Consider the following 19308-nt stretch of genomic DNA (forward strand, 5'->3'; position numbering starts at 1 on the left):
AGAGTCAGCAAAATCTCAACGGACCATTGAAATCATCATCGACTGATGTTCAAAAACAATTTTTAATTCATAGCCAGCGATTTTTGGGGTTTGTTTTTTTCATCGTTGAAAAAATGAACTACTAACCTTTACAAAGGTAAAATAACATTGAGATTAAACTCTTTCTCTACGAATTAAATTTGAGATATTCCCTACGACTATCACGATCACACTGCCTGCCACCGTATACAACGGCCAGGCGATAGATAAAGGTTCTCCCGGCAAGATATTTTGAATGGGGCCTTCTACCATAAACAGCAGTGATACCAATCCTACAAAAAACCCTATCATTGCATCTGTTTTATCCGGTGCTGAAAATAACCTACCTAACAAAAAAGCACCCAATAGTCCGCCATAGGTATATGAGGCTATGCCGAGTCCCAACTCAACAACTGCTGGCCGTTCCCCTTCCTGTAGCTGCAAGTAAGCAAAAAAGAAGGCTGAACCTGTTAAGATAAAAGCCCAAACCATTGTGATAATTCGTGAAATCCTAAGGTCTTCTTCAGGGGTATTGTCCTGACCGAAGTAGGGTTTGTACAGATCCAAAGTCGTAGACGAAGCCAACGAGTTAAGAGAAGAGCTGAGGCTACTCATAGCTGCTGCAAAGAGAGAAGCGATAATGAGCCCCGAAAGTCCTACAGGAAGCTGTTCAACGATAAATTTGGCAAATATCTCATCAGTAGTGGCAAGCCCGAGCTGCTGTGCGGTTTGTGCATCATAGAAACTGTATAATAGTAAACCGATAAAAAGAAAGAGCCCAAACTGCAGGGCTACCACTACTCCACTCCATACCAGAGCACGCTGACTGTCTTTTACATCCCGGGTAGTAAGCAGACGCTGCACAATAAGCTGGTCGGTGCCGTGCGAGGCAATGGAGAAAATTGCCCCCCCAATAAGAGCAGTAAAAAAGGTGTAGGGCTGTGCAATAAAATCAGTAAACGGCTGACCAAAACCGAAGTCCAGAATCTGTGTTTTTCCAGCATCAGCAGCAATGGCAACGGCTCCTGCTATTCCTTCGGGCAGCTCTCCATACATTACACCGATGGCCAGAACCGCACCGCCGATATATACCCCCATCTGCATAACATCCATCCAAACAACTGCTTTAATTCCACCTATAAGAGTGTAGATCAGGGTGATGACAGAAATGGCCGTTATCGACAGAAGGTAAAGCTCGATATCGCCCCAACCGGTAAAGGCCCCGCCCAGCCGAAGAATGATCGCAAGCGGTATTGCTGTTGCAAAAAGACGAACTCCATCTGCCAACAAACGGGTTACCATAAAAGTAGTACTTGCCGCATTTCGCATGGAGGAACCAAAACGATTGGCTAAAAACTGATAGGCAGTAGTTTGCTTACCCTCAAAATAGGCCGGCAGTAATAATACACTAACCAGAAAGCGACCTACGATATAACCTAACGTTATCTGTAGAAATGTAAGGTTTCCCCCATAGGCTACAGCTGGAATACTGATAAATGTTAAGGTACTGGTTTCTGTTGCTACTACCGAGAACATCACGGCCCACCATGGTAACCCTTTGCCTCCCATGAAATAGTCTGAGGTAGAAGACTGTCGCCCAGCAGCGTATATCCCTAATGCGGCAACGCCAATGAGATAAACAACAATAACTACATAATCTATAATTGAAAAACCCAACTACGACCTCCTTATCAGATTCATTTAGTATTATATTTGAAGAGAGACCATTATAGTAATTTATTTCTAGCATTACAGAAGTTCTATATATTGGCAGTTGTCTAATTTTTTGAGAACATTTTAGAAGCTGTATTACTTCATTTGGTTTTTAAATACTTTAACACAGGATGAATTCTTCGATCATACAACTAAAAGAGATCGCACAAAAATCTACTAAAACTATTATCGGCCTAATGTCGGGCACCTCTCTTGATGGTCTCGACATTGCACTCTGTGAGGTTCAAGGGGCAGGCCAAAGCACGGAAGTTACACTCAAAAAATTTATTACCAAACTATACACAGCTCAAAACAAAAAGCGACTTAACGCAATCTCTTCCATAAATGAGACCTCGATGGAAGAGGTGTGTCTGCTTCACTCCTGGTTAGGGAATTACCATGGCAAACTGGTTAATGAAGCACTGCGCGAATGGGATATTGCCCCTTCGGATATAGACTGTATTGCCAGTCATGGACAAACGATTTACCATTTGCCCAAAATCCAGCATCGTCAGGAGGGTATGCCTAACAGTACTCTGCAAATTGGAGATTCTGATCATATCGCACGAACTACCGGTATCCTAACCATCGGTGATTTCCGGCAAAAACATACAGCTGCCGGAGGGGAGGGAGCACCTATGGTCTCTTTTGTGGATAGGCTGCTCTATACTCATCATACTGAAAATCGTGTTCTACTAAATATTGGAGGCATTGCTAACTTTACCTACTTACCGGCCAGAAATAACAATCAATCTGAGACCATTACCACTGATACCGGGCCAGGTAATACACTGATTGATATGGCAACTCAACAATATTTTGCTAAAGAATATGACAAGGATGGGGCTATTGCTAAGAGGGGAACAGTAAACCGCAAAGCTCTTAATGCACTCAAAGCCGATCCCTATTTTAAAAAACCACTTCCCAAAACAACGGGTCCCGAGCTATTCAATTTAACTTGGGTAGATCGCCTTCTTTATAAAGCGGGGGTGGCAGATATCGATCCCGAGAACCTGGTAGCAACATTGAGTCGCTTGACCGCCGAAACCATTACTGACTCTATCAAGAAGGTATTGGATGAACAACAACCTGCTATCTACATAAGCGGAGGGGGGATTCACAATCCTGTAGTTTACAACTGGATAACAGAACTTCTTCCAAGTTGCAGTACCAGCAGCTTTGAAAATATTGGATTTAATCCTGATGCTAAAGAAGCTGTTATCTTCGCGATATTGGCGAATGAGACCTTATCCGGGAAGGGATTTTCATTAGATGCCAACAATCCCGATAGTCCTACAATAAACTTTGGTAAGATATCTTTTCCCACCTGATATCAGATCTTAATAAAAATCTCTCGCTTATAGAATAGCCACATTATCCACAGCCAGAAAAGGATATAGCTTACTGCAAAGATAAGCGACGCATTAATCGGGCTCGCAATAGGTAGCAACAAACCCTCATAAATCACACCTTTAATACTGCTCGTACCCTCTGAGGTAGTTACGGGGATAAGGTAAAACAACTTGGCCATTAAAGAGGAGAGCACAAATACTGCTAAAGCATTAAGACCATAAATCTTAAATGGTTCTGCCCATTTCTTGTATCCTTTCATATCTATAAGCCAATAACAAATTGCTAAAAAGTGCAGAGCAAAGCCTCCGGTAAAGAGTACATAGCTGCTGGTCCAAAGTCCTTTGTTAATAGGAAACCAGACATCAACAATCAGGCCTAGTACTAAGCCCAAGTTCCCATACAGGAACATACGTATCACTTTTTCTTGGTCTGTTTGGCCGGATCGCAATAGTTTCCCAGTTAATAAACCGATCAGCACGGTTGCAATAGCAGGAATAGTGCTAAGCAATCCTTCTGGTTCCCAGCCGGGTTTCCATAAATGTCCACCTAACAAAAGCTGATCAATATAAGTCGCCAAATTCCCTTCTTTTGTCAGTACGCCAACACCCTGACCCGGTACGGGTACCGTCATCATTAAAATCCAATACCCCACAAGAATACCAACCATCCACAGTACCAAGGATTTTACCTTTCGGAACTCTAAAAAAATAATGGAAGCAAATAAATAACAAAGTGCAATTCTTTGCAGCACCCCCATAATTCGCATTGAGGAGAAATCGTATAATTGCAGCGGATCAAAACGGATAAGCGGAAATACGGCCATGAACAGCCCAATCCCGAAAAGTATAACAGAGCGTTTAATCACCTTTTTATATAACACTGATTTGGGAATCTCGCGCTCAAACATTTTACCAAAAGAGTACGTCATTGCGACTCCTACGATAAATAAGAAGAAAGGAAAAATAAGATCGGTTGGTGTCCAGCCGTGCCATTGGGCATGCAACAATGGCGCATACACATGCGACCAATTACCCGGATTATTAACCAAAATCATTCCAGCAATAGTAATGCCTCTGAAAACATCTAACGATACCAAACGCTCTCGACGTTGAACCATAATCTCACAACCAACTCAGCTAAAAAATAAATAGGGATATACAATGCGTAAACCCTTAGTTAATTGAAATGACTGACAGTTTCAACGCCCTAACATTAATTTTTACTTACTCTCTATGCAATACCTGTTGCAAATAGTTTGCAGATCTCTCTACGAAGGGTGCTTTTTCAACCAATTGTAAAATTTTTGGATCGCCTTTCCCCGATGACTAATTTTATTCTTTTCATCGGCACCCAGTTCAGCAAAAGTAAGTTCATAACCTTCAGGTTTAAAAACAGGATCATAACCAAAGCCCTGCTCACCCCGCTCCTCTTTTAATATTTCGCCCCTGCAAATCCCCTCAAAGGCATATTGGCCTTTATCAGTAACAAAAGCAGCAACCGTTCGAAATTGTGCTTTACGATCTTGCGTAGGTACCTCCGATAATTCATCTAGCAGTTTATCGTTATTGTCTTGATAGGTAACGGATTCCCCGGCGTAGCGGGCCGAATACACTCCGGGTGCCCCATTAAGTGCATCTACTTCCAGACCGGTATCATCAGAAAGAGTCGGTAACCCTGTTTCATGATGCACATATTCAGCTTTTTTAAGAGCATTACCTTCAAGCGTTGGTCTATCCTCTACAACCTCTTCTAATTCAGGAAAGTCATAGGTTGATTTGAGCGTAACCCCTAACGGCTTTAATGTTGCTCGTAATTCTTTAATCTTATCTTTATTCCCGGATGCTAAAACAATTGTCTCAAACATATATGCAGTTAATCGCTGGCTTTGGATTTCTTCAATATCTCTTGTACTTCGTGCCATTTTAGTCGCGGACCAAATTGTGATACGATTTTAGAGCCTGCCAAACTGGCCAACTTTCCAGCACCGGCATATCCTAAACCATTGGTAATGCCGTATAGAAAAGCACCTGCATACATATCGCCGGCACCATTAGAATCCACTGCTTTCACTTGGTAAGGTTCAATATCAATAAAAGTATCACCATCGTAGATCATTGCCCCATTTTTCCCTTGGGTAATGACAAAACGATTAGCCTCTTTTTTGAGAGCTTCTCGCGCCTCCATAATATCATTTTTCCCGGTATATATCCTTGCTTCCTCTTCATTACAGAATAGCAGATCTACCGAAGCCCCCACTACTTCCTCAAAACGCTCCTTAAAAGCTTCTACTATAGAAGGATCAGAAAGAGTAAGTGCTGTTTTTACATCATTCTCTTGTGCAATTCGTTTTGTCTCTTTCATCGCCTCAAATCCACCATCAGCTGCTACCAGGTACCCTTCGATATAGACAAATTCCGAGTCTTTTATTGCGAGTTCATCAATTTCTTTAGGTGATAACTCAGAAGTTATCCCTAAATAGGTATTCATCGTGCGTTCCGCATCATCGGTAACCATTACCAAGCATTTGCCGGTGATTCCGTTTTCGCGTTCCTGGCGGTCAAAATTGGTGTTAATTCCGGCCTCTTTCATGTCTTCGAGATACAAATCTCCGAATTTATCATCCGCTACCTTGCATGAATAGAATGCTTTGCCTCCAAATTGGCTAACCGCAAAAATAGTATTTGCAGCTGATCCTCCGGGCTTCTCAATTGTTTCTTCTCTGTTGATATCGTCAATCAGACTAAATTGGGTATCTTCATCTACAAGAGTCATAACCCCTTTGGTAACCTCATGCTTACTTAGAAATGAATCTGAAACTTCAAACTCCATATCTACAAGGGCGTTACCAATACCGTAAACGTTATACTTCTTTTTCATAGGAATGATAAAAGGGTCTATAATTAAGAATATTAAAGTGCAGAAAATACGAACTCTGAAGGGCTGAATAAAGTAAAAAGGTAGTTGAATAAAAAAGGCACCTGCCTACAAAAAGCAGGTGCCCATTAAAACTATGCAGAAACTAAATCAAATAACTTAGTTATGTGCAATAGGATCAGGATCTCCATCAGGATCATTAATAGCTGTTCCATCACTATTAGGACTGCCGTTTGTTACAAGTAGAAGACCTGCAACGTGAGGACTTGCCATAGAAGTACCGCTGATAGTATCGGTACCGCCATCCATCCATAGTGAAAGAATATCAACACCGGGAGCAGCATACTCAATTGGTGGATTACCGTAGTTAGAGAATGAAGCAAAAGTATCCGTATCATCAATAGCCGATACGGTCCACACGTTATTGTATTCTACACGAGCAGGAGAATAATTATTTGCATCATCACTGTCGTTACCTGCTGCAATTGCAAAGTAAATGCCTTGGTCTGCGGCATTGCGAACAGCATCATCAACAGACTGAGAAGCCCCACCGCCGAGACTCATATTTGCGACGTCACCGGCAGAAGCATTGGCTGCTACATAATCGATACCATTAATAATTCCTGAATACGAACCACTGCCTCGGCTATCAAGCACTTTTACACCTACTACCGTAGCTCCGGCTGCAACGCCAACTACATCGATATCGTTATCAATAGCTGCAATAGTACCGGCAACATGCGTACCGTGACCATTTCCGTCATCAGCACTCTTTGAATCTTTACCGGAAGTAATAAAAGTTACACTTCTGGATTGATCAACATTTAAGTCGGGATGATCCAGATCAACTCCGGTATCGATCACCCAAGCAGTACCAGAACTAGCAGTAGCGCCACCTATTCGGGTAATTCCCCATGGTGTAGTTTGAGAAGTTGAACCACCATCACCGTCTTTACACGAAGGCCATGGCGAGCATGATCCCGGGGGGGCCAAAGCTACCATACGATCTTTTTCGATATATGCTACACGATCATCGTTACGAAGATCTGATAACTGCTTATCACTCAAATTAGCAGCAAAACCCTGAATAGCGACATTATATTTATTTGATACAGCTTTTTCTTCGATGCTGTAGCTGGTAAGCATTTCAGACCTGACAGCTTTTACTCTATCAGAACCAATTGCTTTTCCTTTTGAATCTTTTTCATCAAACACCACAATATATCGATTCCCGATATCCTGGGGTGTTTTGGAAAGATCCTGTGTTTCTTGTTGATTTTCGTTGTTAAGATTATTGGTCGGCTGATCGCAGGCTGCAAAGCCAAAAACGATTAACACAACCACTAAGGTTAACTTAGAAAATATATTTCTCATAGTTATCCATCTTTTATTTGAAAATTATATTCGCCGAAGCGAACATTGAAAGACAGAAATTTATAGCTCGAAATGCCCTAAAGAATTTTGGAAGAAAGCATTTGTAAAATTTCTGTTACAATTGTTAAGAGGGGTTAATAACCAAAAATGATTCGAATTTTCCAAGATAAATGGACAATTAATTATTAATCATTAAACCAATATTGATACATAACCTAACTAGGTTAGGGTATATGCCTTTTTCCTTTCGCTGTTTTTCTTTTTTAGATCAAAAATGTAGCCCAATAAAAAGCACCTGCCCAAATGGACAGGTGCCCGAGTAAAGTTTCTTACTTTATTTCTATCTATTGATGAATAATTGGGTCGGGATTACCGTCAGGATCGCCATTGGCAGTACCATTACTGCTGGGATTTCCACCGGTAACGAGCAATACTCCTGCAGCATGGGGACTTGCCATGGAAGTACCGTCAATGGTATTTGTACCATTATTTTTCCATAGAGATTTAACACTCACACCCGGAGCTGCATACTCAATAGGCGGATTACCGTAATTGGAGAACGACGCAAAATTATCGTTAGAATCGATAGCTGAGATCGTCCACACGTTATTGTATTCCACCCGTGCAGGAGAATAATTATTTGCATCATCGCTGTCGTTACCTGCAGCAATAGCAAAATAAATACCCTGATCTGCAGCATTTTGTACAGCATTATCAACAGATTGGGAAGTGCCACCACCAAGACTCATGTTAGCAACATCACCGGGAGAAGCATTTGCTGCCACATAATCTATCCCGTCTATAATACCCGAGTAGGTTCCACTTCCATTACTACCGAGTACTTTTACACCTACTATGGTAGCACCGGCAGCTACACCAACAACATCGATATTATTGTCTTTTGCTGCAATAGTTCCTGCAACGTGTGTTCCATGTCCATTACCATCATCTGCGGAAGGTTCACCAGAAACAAATGATGTGCTCAAGTTAGTATTAACATTAAGATCATCATGGTCCAGATCTACACCTGTATCAATAACCCAAGCGGTGCCTGAGCTGGCAGTAGCTCCACCTACGCGGTCAATACCCCACGGTGTCTCTTGCGAACCGCCGTCATCGTCATGGCAACCGATGCCATAATAGTAGCAGTACCACCAAGGATAATGATCATTTATTTTAGGAGGGGAAAGTATAACTATCCGATCTTGCTCTACATAGTCTACGTCTTTATCATTACGTAGCTTGGCAAGTTGGTTATCAGAAAGCTCGGCCGCGAATCCTCCAATTGCATTGGTAAATCTATGTTTAAGAGCATCACTGCCAATTTTGTACTTTGAGACCATCGAGCTTATTTTTTGTGACCGCAGCTTCGCCTTTGATTTGCTCTTGTCAGAGTCCTTATCAAAGACTACGATGTACTGGCCATCAATAGGCTGGCCCTGTTTATCCATTATTTTCTGGATCTCTTCTTTTTTGGTTAGTTCTTCCTTTTGATTGTTAGTTGGATTATCACAAGCTGTCATTACGAGAAGAGCAACAACAGTAAATGCGATTAACTTATTTGTTATTTTAGATTTAGATAACATAAATAGTCTATCCTTTTCTATTAAAATTTATCCACTGTTTGTGGTGTACTAATCGTGGTAAAAAATCCTGAATAGTTGTTTTTATTACGCTCACCAATACTATTGGCTTATTTTTTAAGGATCTTTCACCATTTTCATTTACAAGAGTTAACAATTGTTAGATTGTTACAGGTTTTTTTCTAAAAATATTTATAGCCCAAGAAACGGCATCAGGACCTATATACAGGATTTACGCAATTAAATAATTCACATAAAACAAAAATACCACCCTCATTTTAGTAATGGGTATGTTATATTTAGATGAATTTTGTTCGATTATGGAATCCTGTTGTGGGAAATATAGAACAGCACATTAATACCTAAAGCTATTGTTAGTAGCCCAATGGAGGAGCTTGTTAATTTTTTAAAAAATCGATTACAAAAGGAGCTGCCCGGAAGAGAGGCTCAGCTCAAGATGGCACCAAAACCTATTTCAAGTGGTAGTATTAGAAAAATGGAGGCTCCCAACCATGCCAATGACAGCAGTGTATTAATTTTGTTATTCCCCAATGAAGAGGGAGAAGCAGAATTAACCCTTACCCTGCGAAGTCATGATATTGACCATGGGGGACAAATAAGTTTTCCGGGAGGGAGAGCTGAAGCGGGAGAAAGCCCTGCCCAAACAGCACTACGTGAAGCCGAAGAAGAAATTGGTATTAATGCTGATTCTGTTACCATCATAGGACAACTCAGTGATCTGTATATTAACAATTCAAATAACCTTGTCACCCCAGTTGTTGGTATTTCAAAACAAAAACCCACATTTGACATTAACCCCTCAGAAGTTGAAGAAGTATTTGCTGTTGAACTAAATTCCCTTTTGCATAAGAAAAACCTAAGTGTTGAAAACTGGGAGCTGGGCAAACATAGCTATAAAGTTCCCTATTGGAATATTCACCAAGTGCCCCTGTGGGGAGCTACAGCAATGATGTTACATGAACTGCTCGATCTCTACCGGGCATATTGTGAATAATAAAACCAATTAAACTAAAAATGCTATTAAATTATAAGCATTAATTTACAGATGGAGTGGATAATAGCAGGTTTAACATTCGGTTTTCTTGGCAGTTTCCACTGTGTAGGCATGTGTGGCCCCATTGCCCTGGCTCTACCTCTCAAAAGGAATGAGCGTATTTATTACATAGCCTCCAGAATGATCTACAATATCGGTCGGATCATCACCTACAGTCTGCTTGGCTTTCTGGTTGGTTTTTTCAGCAGTATGATTGCTATAGGCGTCTACCAACAAGGGCTTTCTATTGGTATGGGTGCTCTAATGTTGCTAGCTCTCGGATGGAGTAAATTGCGAATACTTCTACAACGGATGGAAAAAATGCCAACTAAGTTTATCGATAAAATAAGTCGACATTTCAAACAGCTGTTCAATAATGGAAGAATATGGTCCCTCTTCCTTATTGGCTTATTAAATGGTTTACTACCCTGTGGGTTTGTGTATATGGGATTGGCAACGGCCCTCACCTTTGGCAGCATCCAAAGCAGTACCCTCTTTATGGCAGGCTTTGGGCTAGGTACGGTACCGGCCATGTTGGGTATTAGCTTGGCCGGCGGATTGGTACCCCCGGCCTTCCGAAAAAAATTACGACAACTCTCTCCCTATTTTATTGCGCTGGTTGGCATTATTCTAATATTGCGTGGGCTAGGGTTAGGAATTCCTTTTATTAGCCCAATTCTCTAAGAAACGCTAGACCAAGTATTTGGAGTCAATAAGCTGGTTATCAGTATCATCATGCACCGCATAATTAAACCCTTGCTGAATGCTGTATCCACCAACCTGTCCCTGCTTACTAATGGCAATAAAACCAACCTGCGTATTTTCAAGAGTATCTTTATTTGCTACTATTCGTTCTACCGCATTTTTACAAGCTTGTTCAGGACTATCCCCGCGCCGCATATTTTCAACCACAAGATGACTACCGCACACTCTAATAATTTCTTCTCCTACTCCAGTACCGGATGCGGCTCCCACTTCATTATCAACGTATAGCCCACTTCCAATAAGGGGCGAATCTCCAATACGCCCATGCATTTTCCACGCCATTCCGCTTGTGGTACAAGCTCCCGACAGGTTCCCCTCACTGTCTAGTGCCAGCATGCCAATGGTGTCGTGGTTTTCAATATTTACTTTAGGTTCATAATTCGCATTTTTTTTCCACTGCTCCCACTCTTTTCGAGACTTTTCTGTGAGTAAATCTTTCTTCTTAAACCCTTGATCCAAAGCAAAATCAACAGCACCTTGCCCGACCAGCATCACATGGGGAGAATTCTCTTTCACTTTACGAGCCACAGATATGGGGTGCATTATATGTTGTATCGCTCCCACCGACCCACACTCTTGCTGCTCATCCATAATGCAGGCATCAAGAGTTACAAAACCATCACGGTCCGGCCGTCCGCCATACCCTACGGTTCGCACCTCAGAGTCAGCTTCGGTTACCCGCACCCCGGTTTCTACAGCATCTAAAGCTGAACCTCCTTCATTGAGCACTTTCCAGGCTGCATTATTGGCTTTCACTCCATGTCTCCACGTTGAAATGACTATCGGCTTCTTTATTTTTCCAGAAAATGAATGGGATGAAGACGCCCAGTCTTGAAAAGGGAACAAGCCACCGAGAGCCGAAATTTTCAAAAAGTTTTTTCTACTAATCATGATCGTACTTAATTAAATAAATATTATAACATTTCTACTGCTTGTTCTGCCACATCCATCCCAATAGCAATGCCCATGCCACTGAGGCCCGCTGCCACAAATCGCCGATTATCAACCTGTCTAACGATAGGGGACTTATTAGAACTAAAACCCATAATCCCGGACCACTCGGACGCAATCTCCCAATTTTGGGGTAATTGTAAAACCTCATCCACGAACTGTATCAACTGCTTTTTAATTTTGGGATTTACTCCAAACTGCTCCGTTTCTTCCTGTTCTTTATCAATATTTCGAGCCCCTCCAATAAGCAGTCTTTGACCGACATTACGAAAATAGACATAGCCTCGATCATGATGAAAAATTCCTTTCCAAGGCAACTCTTTTTGTTCATTAGTTACGAGCACATAACCACGCCCCGGGGCAACATCCAAATCCGAAATCAACTTACGTATAAAACCATTTGCAGCGTGCAATACCTGACCGGCTTTCAACGTCGGCCCCTTAGTAATATAGACTTTGCCATCTGCAGTTGTTTTTTCAACCGTGCTATTCCACTTAATAGTTATGCCTGCGGCATTTACTTTCTGCACCAGCGCCTGTATCATCTTACCGGGATGCAATGACCCTTCCAATCTGTTCTGAATAACAGAATAACCTTCCATTTTGGTAGGGGTATACACTTGGCTCTCCCCAATTAGTTCTTCCATCCAGCTATTAAAGCGCTCTACTTCTGATGACACCCTATTGAATGTATCACCAGAAGTAAAGAATTCATAGCCGCCACAGTGCCGGTATCCTATTGCCTCTTCCCCGATCACCTCCTTGAGACGTTCAAGCCCTCGATATCGCCGAACAATGCGCTCTTTTACAATATCTTGTGATTCTTTCTTAATATCTGCCAAGTGTTCACCGATAGATCCCACACAAGCAAAACCAGCATTTCGGGTACTGGCTCCACTGGGCAAGAATCCCCGTTCCAGCACTACTACCCTGGCACTGGGATGGGCTCTTTTATAAAATAACGCAGACGACAACCCCACAATACCTGCTCCAATAATAATAATGTCAAAGGATTGTAATAAGGAATCCTCCTCCCAAAAAGAAAAATTGTAGCTCATCATTTACCTCATTTTTCAAAATCCAGACGCCAATCAATTATGCACGATATAAACAGCAGGCTAAGATAACGGTTTAAATACAAGTGAAGCCATCAGTGCAGCCCCGGTGATAAAACAATCTTCATCAATATTATACTGTGGATGGTGCCAGGAATAGGTTGATCCTGTTTCTTCTCTACCACTTCCTAAAAAGAAAAATGCCCCGGGGAATTCTTGTTGATAAAATGCAAAGTCCTCACCTGCCATTATAGGTTCTTCCAGCAGCTTTACATTTCCATTTCCCAACAGTTCAGTTGCGGCATCTTTAACATTTTCTGCTGCCCATTCGGTATTAATAACGGCAGGATATCCATAGTCAAAATCAAAGGTATAGGCGCCGCCAGTAGCTTCAGCAACCCCTTTAGCAGTTGCTTCAATCCGATCCCGAATCATATCTGCGATTTCTTTACCAAAGGTACGAACAGTACCCAACATATCAACCTTCGCAGGAATAACATTGTGAGCAGAACCCCCATCTATTTTCCCAACTGTTACCACTGCCGGCTCTGTGGGGTTTACATTACGACTGACAATTGTTTGAATCTGATTCACAAACTGCGATGCCATTACAATGGGATCAATTGCTTCGTGAGGAGAAGCGGCATGCCCACCTTTGCCTATAAGTTCAACACGAAATTCATCAGGGCGTGCCATTAATGCTCCTTTTCGGAGTGCAATCTGGCCTGGCTCCAAATCGGGATATGAATGCAATCCATATATAACGTCTACACCTTTTTTCTGCAAGTAACCAGTTTCGCAAAGCAACCGGCCGCCACCAGGCAACTTCTCCTCTCCAGGCTGAAATATAAACAAAACAGTTCCTTCAATCTGATCTCTTATCTCCGAGAGCAACCGGGCCGTTCCCAGCATGTTGGCAGTATGGGCGTCGTGCCCACAACAATGGGCGACTCCCGAATTTTCAGAAATAAAGGGCTCTTTATGCTTACCTTCCTCTGTTATCGGTAACGCATCTATATCTGCACGTAAAGCGACAACTTTATCAGCCTCTATACCTCCTTCAAGAACTCCAACACAACCTGTTTGCAATGGCCGATCAACGTTAATACCAAGTTCCTCCAGTTCTTCTACGATAAAGGAAGTTGTTTTATGCTCTTGATAACTTAATTCCGGTTTACGATGCAAGTGGCGTCGCATAGCTATAATATCATCAAGATACGTTTTGGCCCGTTGCTTTAGCTTACTAAATTCCATAACTAAATATTATTTTTTCCTGCTTTATAATAAGGGTTGTGAATTATACAAATTATATTACAAGTCTATAGACCTATTTATGTAACATCTTATAAATAAATTCGTAAAGAGACATTGTATACTTTAGGTAGGTAATAAATCAATGAAAACCAGATCATGAACAGAAGAAAAATAACGTGGGAAATAGTATTAGCCGGCTTAGCATTTATAATCATCGGTATTTACCTGGCTGATAAAAACAATACTTCTGAGGCTCCAAAAAACGGAGGAGTTAGAGAGGCTAACCCAACTGCCTTACCAAAGACATCGCAGCCCACAGACCTACCCAGTTCAATTATTATTGACCTGAAAGACCTTAAAAATCTTGACAAACTAAAAGAACTTAAGAAGTTAAAGGACCTTGAACATCTGGAAATTGATCTCAACAACATTAATGATATAATTGACAAGAAACTAAAGGAAAGTGATATAGAAGCAAGTCTCAAAAAGCTTGAGCATGAACTTAAACAAGTGGAAGAAGCCAACTTCGACATCAAACTTCAGGATAAAAAAGTTTATATCAACAAAGATTATAATATTGAGGATTCTAAGTGGACAGAAGTGAAACCAGGTGTCTATGCTTTTGAAAAAACGTTCTCAGCATCTCAACTTAAATCACTGAATCTTAACCTGGCTTTTGGAAACATCAATATTATTGGCACCCAAAAATCTACAGGGAAAATAACCCTACAGGCAACTGGCACCCTAGAAGACCCTGCGGTTCTATCCAAGCAATTCGTAATCAAGAAACAGCTGGATAGCCCAAATGCCTTTTTTAAAATAGCCCCTACTGAGAGTTCAAATTTACCTGATAAAATTAATTTGGAGACTACGCTCTCTTTACCCTCAACAGCCCATATAGATGCGCAAACGGCCGGGGGGCACGTCAATGCAAGTAGCCTCAGCGGCAATTATCTCTTCAAGACAAAGGGGGGGCATATTGAACTCAATACTATTGATGGAAATATTGAAGCTAAAACACAAGGGGGACATATAACAGGCAATCAACTTTCAGGCACTATGCGTCTTACTACGGGTGGAGGTCATATTAAAACAACCGACGTAGAGGGATCATTAAAAGCCGAAACCGGCGGCGGACATATAGAAATAACCCAACTAAAGGGTATGGCAAATGCTAAAACCTCAGGCGGAAACATCACTGCAACAGTTATGAAGGCCAACGGACCTATCAAATTACAAAGTTCAGCAGGAAATATTTCACTTTTGTTACCTGAAAATATCAAAGCAAACCTCGATATTTCAGGATCTGCCATAGAAATGGCAGACCTGTTCAACTTCAACGGTACTAAAAATAAAGGTAGCATTTCCGGTACAATTAATGGAGGTGGTACTGATGTGGTTGCAAGTTGCGGATTTGGGAATGTGAATATTAATGTTAATAAATAATGTTTGATGATACCCCTGAGGGAGACAATAAACTTGTTGTTACCCGTGACGGTTCTCACACCGTTTATTCTTCTCAATTTGACCAACACTATCATAACCCTAATGGAGCAATAGCTGAAAGTCGGTATGTTTTCTTTCACCAGACGGGTCTTATAGATGCGTTAGATAACGATGCAGAGATCACTATCTTTGAAATTGGATTTGGTACCGGCCTCAACCTGATGCTATTGCTGGACTATTACTTAACCAAAGATTCCTCCAGTCTAATCAACTATTATTCTGTAGAAGGATTTCCCCTTGATCTCCAAACGGCCCGTAATCTTAATTATCATCAACATCTGAACCATCCTCCCATAAGAAAGGAACTACTTAATATCTTTGGCAACCTTGATAAAGGAATAAACCAGTTTACTCCCCTCGACAATATTACTGTTCACCTTTTCAATGGGATGTTTTCTGAATTTCCCGAGAGCAATATTGGCGCTAACTATATATTTCACGATGCTTTTTCTCCCGATACCAATCCCGCGCTTTGGACCGGAAAAGTATTTAAAAAAACTCGCAATATAAGTGCCAGCAACGTCATATTATCTACCTACTGTGCAGCTTCAAAAGTGCAGGGCGCTATGGCATGGGCAGGCTGGAAACTTGCCAAAACTCAAGGGGCGCTGGGTAAAAGAGAAATGATTATCGGGGCACTGAATTCAGACCAGCTGCAAAACCTAAATCGAATCGATGAAGAACGATATGCGCGCCGCTACGCAGAAGGAGACTTCGACTAACCCACATTTCAGCCTGGCTTTTTGGGAATAAACAGATAAGTATCCCATTTCACTTCCTACCAACGCAGATAATCAGCCTCATTAATAGTGTTCCATGGCATTCAGCATTATGCTTAGTCTGGAGTCCAATCACTGAAAAGCTAATTACTGCTTCCCTCCTTCTGCTGAAACCGATGTAACAACCGACCCAGAAACTTGTTTGCATATATCTTGTTGATATGAGACATGTCTGCTAAAATCACCAGCCGTTCTTTACTACGAGAAAAAGCAACATTCAGTAACCGTGGAACAGCCAACCCATTCTTTTCTTCATCAAAAGGGCGAACAGAATAATGGCGTCGTCGGCCATACTGCTGCTCACCGCTCATCACTGTATCAAAAATTATAACATCCTTTTCCCGCCCCTGAAACGTATGTATTGTTCCTACCTCAACAACCCCCAGATCATTTTCGTACAGAGCGTGTCGAATATCATAGACCGTACTCCGAAATGGCACAATAATACCCACCTCTTCAACCGGCACCTGGTTCTTTATTACCAGACGTTTTACCATCTTTATGAGAATATGATTGTGCACCTCATTCATCGGTTGAAATCCTTTACCCTCATCTTTTTGCGTAAGCCTGGGACCATATTTCTGACTATCGATAACATTGACCGTTGTGTTGCTGCTCTTTTGGGGGGTAATAATTGGATCAGGATCCTCATCCGGCTGGGCTGTCTTCAAACGCCCTTCATAAAAGACCGTACTTAATACTTCAGCTAAATCTTCATTAAGGCGGTATTGCGTATCATAAAAGGTAGTAAGCGGACGGTTTTTATCATGCCAGTCAAATAGATCTTCCGTGGTCTCGGCATCCGAAGCAAAAGTAAAAATATCTTCTTCCAAGAAATTTCGGGCCTGTTTATCATCTGTCAGCGCAATAGGCGGTAACTGCATAGGGTCACCAACCACCACAATATGATTCTTCGCCTTCGCAGCCAATACCATCAAGTAGGGTAAGTTGGCCATCGAAGCCTCATCAATAACCACCGCATCAAAATGTTGCCCATCAAACAGGTCGGAAGTACAGACCTTAGCCAGTGTCGTTGCCACCAGCTGCTTTTTTTTGAGCTCAAAGCGTTCATTTACGGTAATCAATCTCTCTATTTTCTCCTCCAGTGCTATCTCACCCCCATGCTTATCCACACGCTCTCCCAGCCTGTTGATCTCCTCATCAAGCTCTTGGGGTACCTCCTCACCATGCTCCATCAGGTTGTCGATCTCCTTCTGCAGCTTCTGGTACTTCCCTAATAAGTTATCCAGGGTTGCAGCCTTCTCTTGCTGTTGTTGTTTCTTCTTTTCGATATGCTGATCAAACAGCACTGATTCTAATCGCTCGCTATCCAGCGCCATCTCCCCAAATCGGGTTACCTTCTTCTCCAGATGATCTTTTTCTGCGGATGTCAACGCTTTTAAAGCACTTAACAGGCCTACATCCACAGCCCGATTGGTATTCGCTGCAAAAAGCACTCGCTTCCCCTTTATAAGATAATTTGCAATCATAAAGCCCAATGTCGAGGTCTTACCCGTGCCCGGGGGGCCCCATACATAGAGCACTTCATTTTGCAGTGATTTGATAAGTGACTCATGTTGCGAATCATTTCGACGGCTGTCATCCAATACGCGAGTACTTTCGTCATCAGTATGATGCTCATCAGCATCGGGATAAAACAAACTGCCTACTCGTTCGCGTTCTTCTTTCTTATCGTCACCGAGTAAGCGCTCCAGTTCGCTACGTAGCTTGCGAAGTACAAAATCATTTTCCCACTCCACACTCACCTTGGGTACGGTGGCTCCATAATTATGAGGAAAATGCAACACCACTTTTTTGTCTCCCACCTCTACCGGGTAGAGTTCAAGCTCGTCATCATGATCTTCCAGCTCTCCCTGTATCACCTCAGCAAAACGAAGTGACTTATTACGAGATTCAAATTCATAATAAAACGTATTGGGCGGATGGTCTTCTAGGCGCCTGCCGTCGAAAAGTACATCTTGAGCCGGTCGCTCCCGAACGGTCTCGATCTCGGCATTAATTGCCTCAAGTGCCTGCTCAATCAGGCCCGATATTTTTTGTTTGCTGCTCATCTGAAATTCTAAGTAATTAAGATATTCACAAATTTTGGCACAACACGCAGTTATTCCTATTGATCCCAGAGTTCTGATCGAATGGTCTTCGCGCTTTGCTCAGAAATCCGGTATTCGAGCTGGATACGACGTCGTTCGGGAATTTTTTTCTCCACAAGTTTAGCACTTTGTGAGGTATACAATATTAAATCTGTTTCTCTAACAAAAAGAGGGAGCGACTCCCCATAAGTAGCGCCTGCTACAAATGAACCGCTAAAATTAATACTGACCTTAAGCTCATCAATAATTTGGGGGATGGTCTGGTCTTCAGCTGTTACGAGTCCGATAGTATCAATAGCTGCACGATCTACCAATGACAATAAAGTGTCCGGATCAATGCTATAAACAATAGGCAGTAACCGTCCTTTTTCAGAAAAGTCACGGAATTTATTTAACAACTGAATTGGTACAAATAGCGCATCATACTTAACCGTTTCATTATATTGATTAGACTTAAGGATCCGACTTCGAACCCCAACTTCATCTTTAATGGCATCGGCGACCATACGTCCTAACTCTTCCGTCACCCCTATACTGGCACAACTTTCAATACGGTCGGGCCAATCCATAAAACTTAGCTGTTCTTGAAACAACTCATCAATTTCTGTCTCATCGAGTCCGTAACCGATCAGTTCCTCCAGCAGTTTACGCATCTTTTCAGCCCCTACTTCCAAACGATCAGCCTTATCAAGGTTCGTATTCTGGCGTTCTACGATAAAGCCCTTCCCACGTTCTCCGCGTATGAGACCTTCATCAGCTAAAATATGATATGCTTTCCGTACGGTATGGAAACTAGATTCAAGCTGCTGCCCCAATTGACGGGTAGAGGGCAACATTTCACCCACGCGAAATTGCTTGGTAGCAATCATTAAGCGAATACGGTCAGCAATATATTTGGCAGAAGTTTTCAAAAATAGA

At 42.0% G+C, this 19308-nt stretch carries 16 protein-coding genes; 5 read left to right on the forward strand and 11 right to left on the reverse strand.

All coding sequences use genetic code 11. From position 1 onward, the window contains the following. Window positions 1-153: 153 nt before the first annotated feature. Window positions 154-1695: a sodium:solute symporter gene (locus FCN14_RS13370; protein ID WP_138431796.1), complete on the reverse strand. Its 1542-nt coding sequence runs from the start codon at window positions 1693-1695 to the stop codon at window positions 154-156. A 167-nt stretch (window positions 1696-1862) separates the two neighbouring features. On the opposite strand from FCN14_RS13370, the gene FCN14_RS13375 reads away from it, so the two are divergent. Continuing rightward, entirely contained in the window at window positions 1863-3062 is a 1200-nt protein-coding gene (locus FCN14_RS13375; RefSeq protein WP_138431797.1) for an anhydro-N-acetylmuramic acid kinase, read from the forward strand. A 2-nt stretch (window positions 3063-3064) separates the two neighbouring features. Here the strand turns inward: FCN14_RS13375 and FCN14_RS13380 are convergent, their stop codons facing one another. The 5 genes from FCN14_RS13380 to FCN14_RS13400 all read right to left on the reverse strand — a co-directional run bounded on the left by FCN14_RS13380 (window position 3065) and on the right by FCN14_RS13400 (window position 8918). Then, complete coding sequence (locus tag FCN14_RS13380; protein WP_138431798.1) at window positions 3065-4201, reverse strand: acyltransferase family protein; 1137 nt, start codon at window positions 4199-4201, stop codon at window positions 3065-3067. Window positions 4202-4351: 150 nt separating this feature from the next. Further along, complete coding sequence (rdgB, locus tag FCN14_RS13385) at window positions 4352-4948, reverse strand: RdgB/HAM1 family non-canonical purine NTP pyrophosphatase (protein ID WP_138432074.1); 597 nt, start codon at window positions 4946-4948, stop codon at window positions 4352-4354. A gap of 8 nt (window positions 4949-4956) precedes the next feature. Next, window positions 4957-5961: an adenosine kinase gene (locus tag FCN14_RS13390; RefSeq protein WP_138431799.1), complete on the reverse strand. Its 1005-nt coding sequence runs from the start codon at window positions 5959-5961 to the stop codon at window positions 4957-4959. Window positions 5962-6117: 156 nt separating this feature from the next. After that, window positions 6118-7332 (reverse strand): S8 family peptidase, encoded by a 1215-nt coding sequence (locus tag FCN14_RS13395; protein ID WP_138431800.1) that lies wholly within the window; start codon window positions 7330-7332, stop codon window positions 6118-6120. Window positions 7333-7676: 344 nt separating this feature from the next. Beyond that, entirely contained in the window at window positions 7677-8918 is a 1242-nt protein-coding gene (locus FCN14_RS13400) for a S8 family peptidase (protein WP_212747650.1), read from the reverse strand. 382 nt (window positions 8919-9300) lie between these two features. On the opposite strand from FCN14_RS13400, the gene FCN14_RS13405 reads away from it, so the two are divergent. Both FCN14_RS13405 and FCN14_RS13410 read left to right on the forward strand, forming a co-directional pair. Continuing rightward, entirely contained in the window at window positions 9301-9930 is a 630-nt protein-coding gene (locus FCN14_RS13405) for an NUDIX hydrolase (protein WP_138431801.1), read from the forward strand. A gap of 51 nt (window positions 9931-9981) precedes the next feature. After that, window positions 9982-10653, forward strand: a complete 672-nt coding sequence (locus tag FCN14_RS13410) for a sulfite exporter TauE/SafE family protein (protein ID WP_138431802.1) — start codon at window positions 9982-9984, stop codon at window positions 10651-10653. A gap of 6 nt (window positions 10654-10659) precedes the next feature. Here FCN14_RS13410 and FCN14_RS13415 read toward each other — a convergent pair whose 3' ends face one another. The 3 genes from FCN14_RS13415 to FCN14_RS13425 are packed head-to-tail and all read right to left on the reverse strand — an operon-like array spanning window position 10660 to window position 13994. Beyond that, window positions 10660-11625 carry an isoaspartyl peptidase/L-asparaginase family protein gene (locus FCN14_RS13415; protein ID WP_171032935.1) on the reverse strand — a complete coding sequence of 322 codons (966 nt, stop codon included), beginning with the start codon at window positions 11623-11625 and terminating at the stop codon, window positions 10660-10662. Between the two features lie 23 nt (window positions 11626-11648). Beyond that, complete coding sequence (locus tag FCN14_RS13420) at window positions 11649-12743, reverse strand: NAD(P)/FAD-dependent oxidoreductase (protein WP_171032936.1); 1095 nt, start codon at window positions 12741-12743, stop codon at window positions 11649-11651. A gap of 60 nt (window positions 12744-12803) precedes the next feature. Next, window positions 12804-13994: a M20 metallopeptidase family protein gene (locus tag FCN14_RS13425; RefSeq protein WP_138431805.1), complete on the reverse strand. Its 1191-nt coding sequence runs from the start codon at window positions 13992-13994 to the stop codon at window positions 12804-12806. Between the two features lie 156 nt (window positions 13995-14150). On the opposite strand from FCN14_RS13425, the gene FCN14_RS13430 reads away from it, so the two are divergent. After that, window positions 14151-15440, forward strand: coding sequence for a DUF4097 family beta strand repeat-containing protein (locus FCN14_RS13430; protein WP_138431806.1), 1290 nt, complete (start codon window positions 14151-14153; stop codon window positions 15438-15440). Further along, window positions 15440-16222 (forward strand): tRNA (5-methylaminomethyl-2-thiouridine)(34)-methyltransferase MnmC2, encoded by a 783-nt coding sequence (mnmC2, locus tag FCN14_RS13435; protein ID WP_138431807.1) that lies wholly within the window; start codon window positions 15440-15442, stop codon window positions 16220-16222. The genes FCN14_RS13430 and mnmC2 overlap by 1 nt, the downstream gene beginning before the upstream one ends. A 140-nt stretch (window positions 16223-16362) precedes the next feature. On the opposite strand, the gene FCN14_RS13440 is transcribed toward mnmC2, so the two are convergent. Both FCN14_RS13440 and FCN14_RS13445 read right to left on the reverse strand, forming a co-directional pair. Continuing rightward, window positions 16363-18351: a DEAD/DEAH box helicase gene (locus FCN14_RS13440; RefSeq protein ID WP_138431808.1), complete on the reverse strand. Its 1989-nt coding sequence runs from the start codon at window positions 18349-18351 to the stop codon at window positions 16363-16365. A 56-nt stretch (window positions 18352-18407) separates the two neighbouring features. After that, window positions 18408-19301: a GntR family transcriptional regulator gene (locus FCN14_RS13445; protein ID WP_138431809.1), complete on the reverse strand. Its 894-nt coding sequence runs from the start codon at window positions 19299-19301 to the stop codon at window positions 18408-18410. Window positions 19302-19308: the final 7 nt, after the last annotated feature.

This window comes from Fodinibius saliphilus (assembly GCF_005869845.1).
GTDB classification, from domain to species: Bacteria; Bacteroidota; Rhodothermia; order Balneolales; family Balneolaceae; genus Fodinibius; species Fodinibius saliphilus.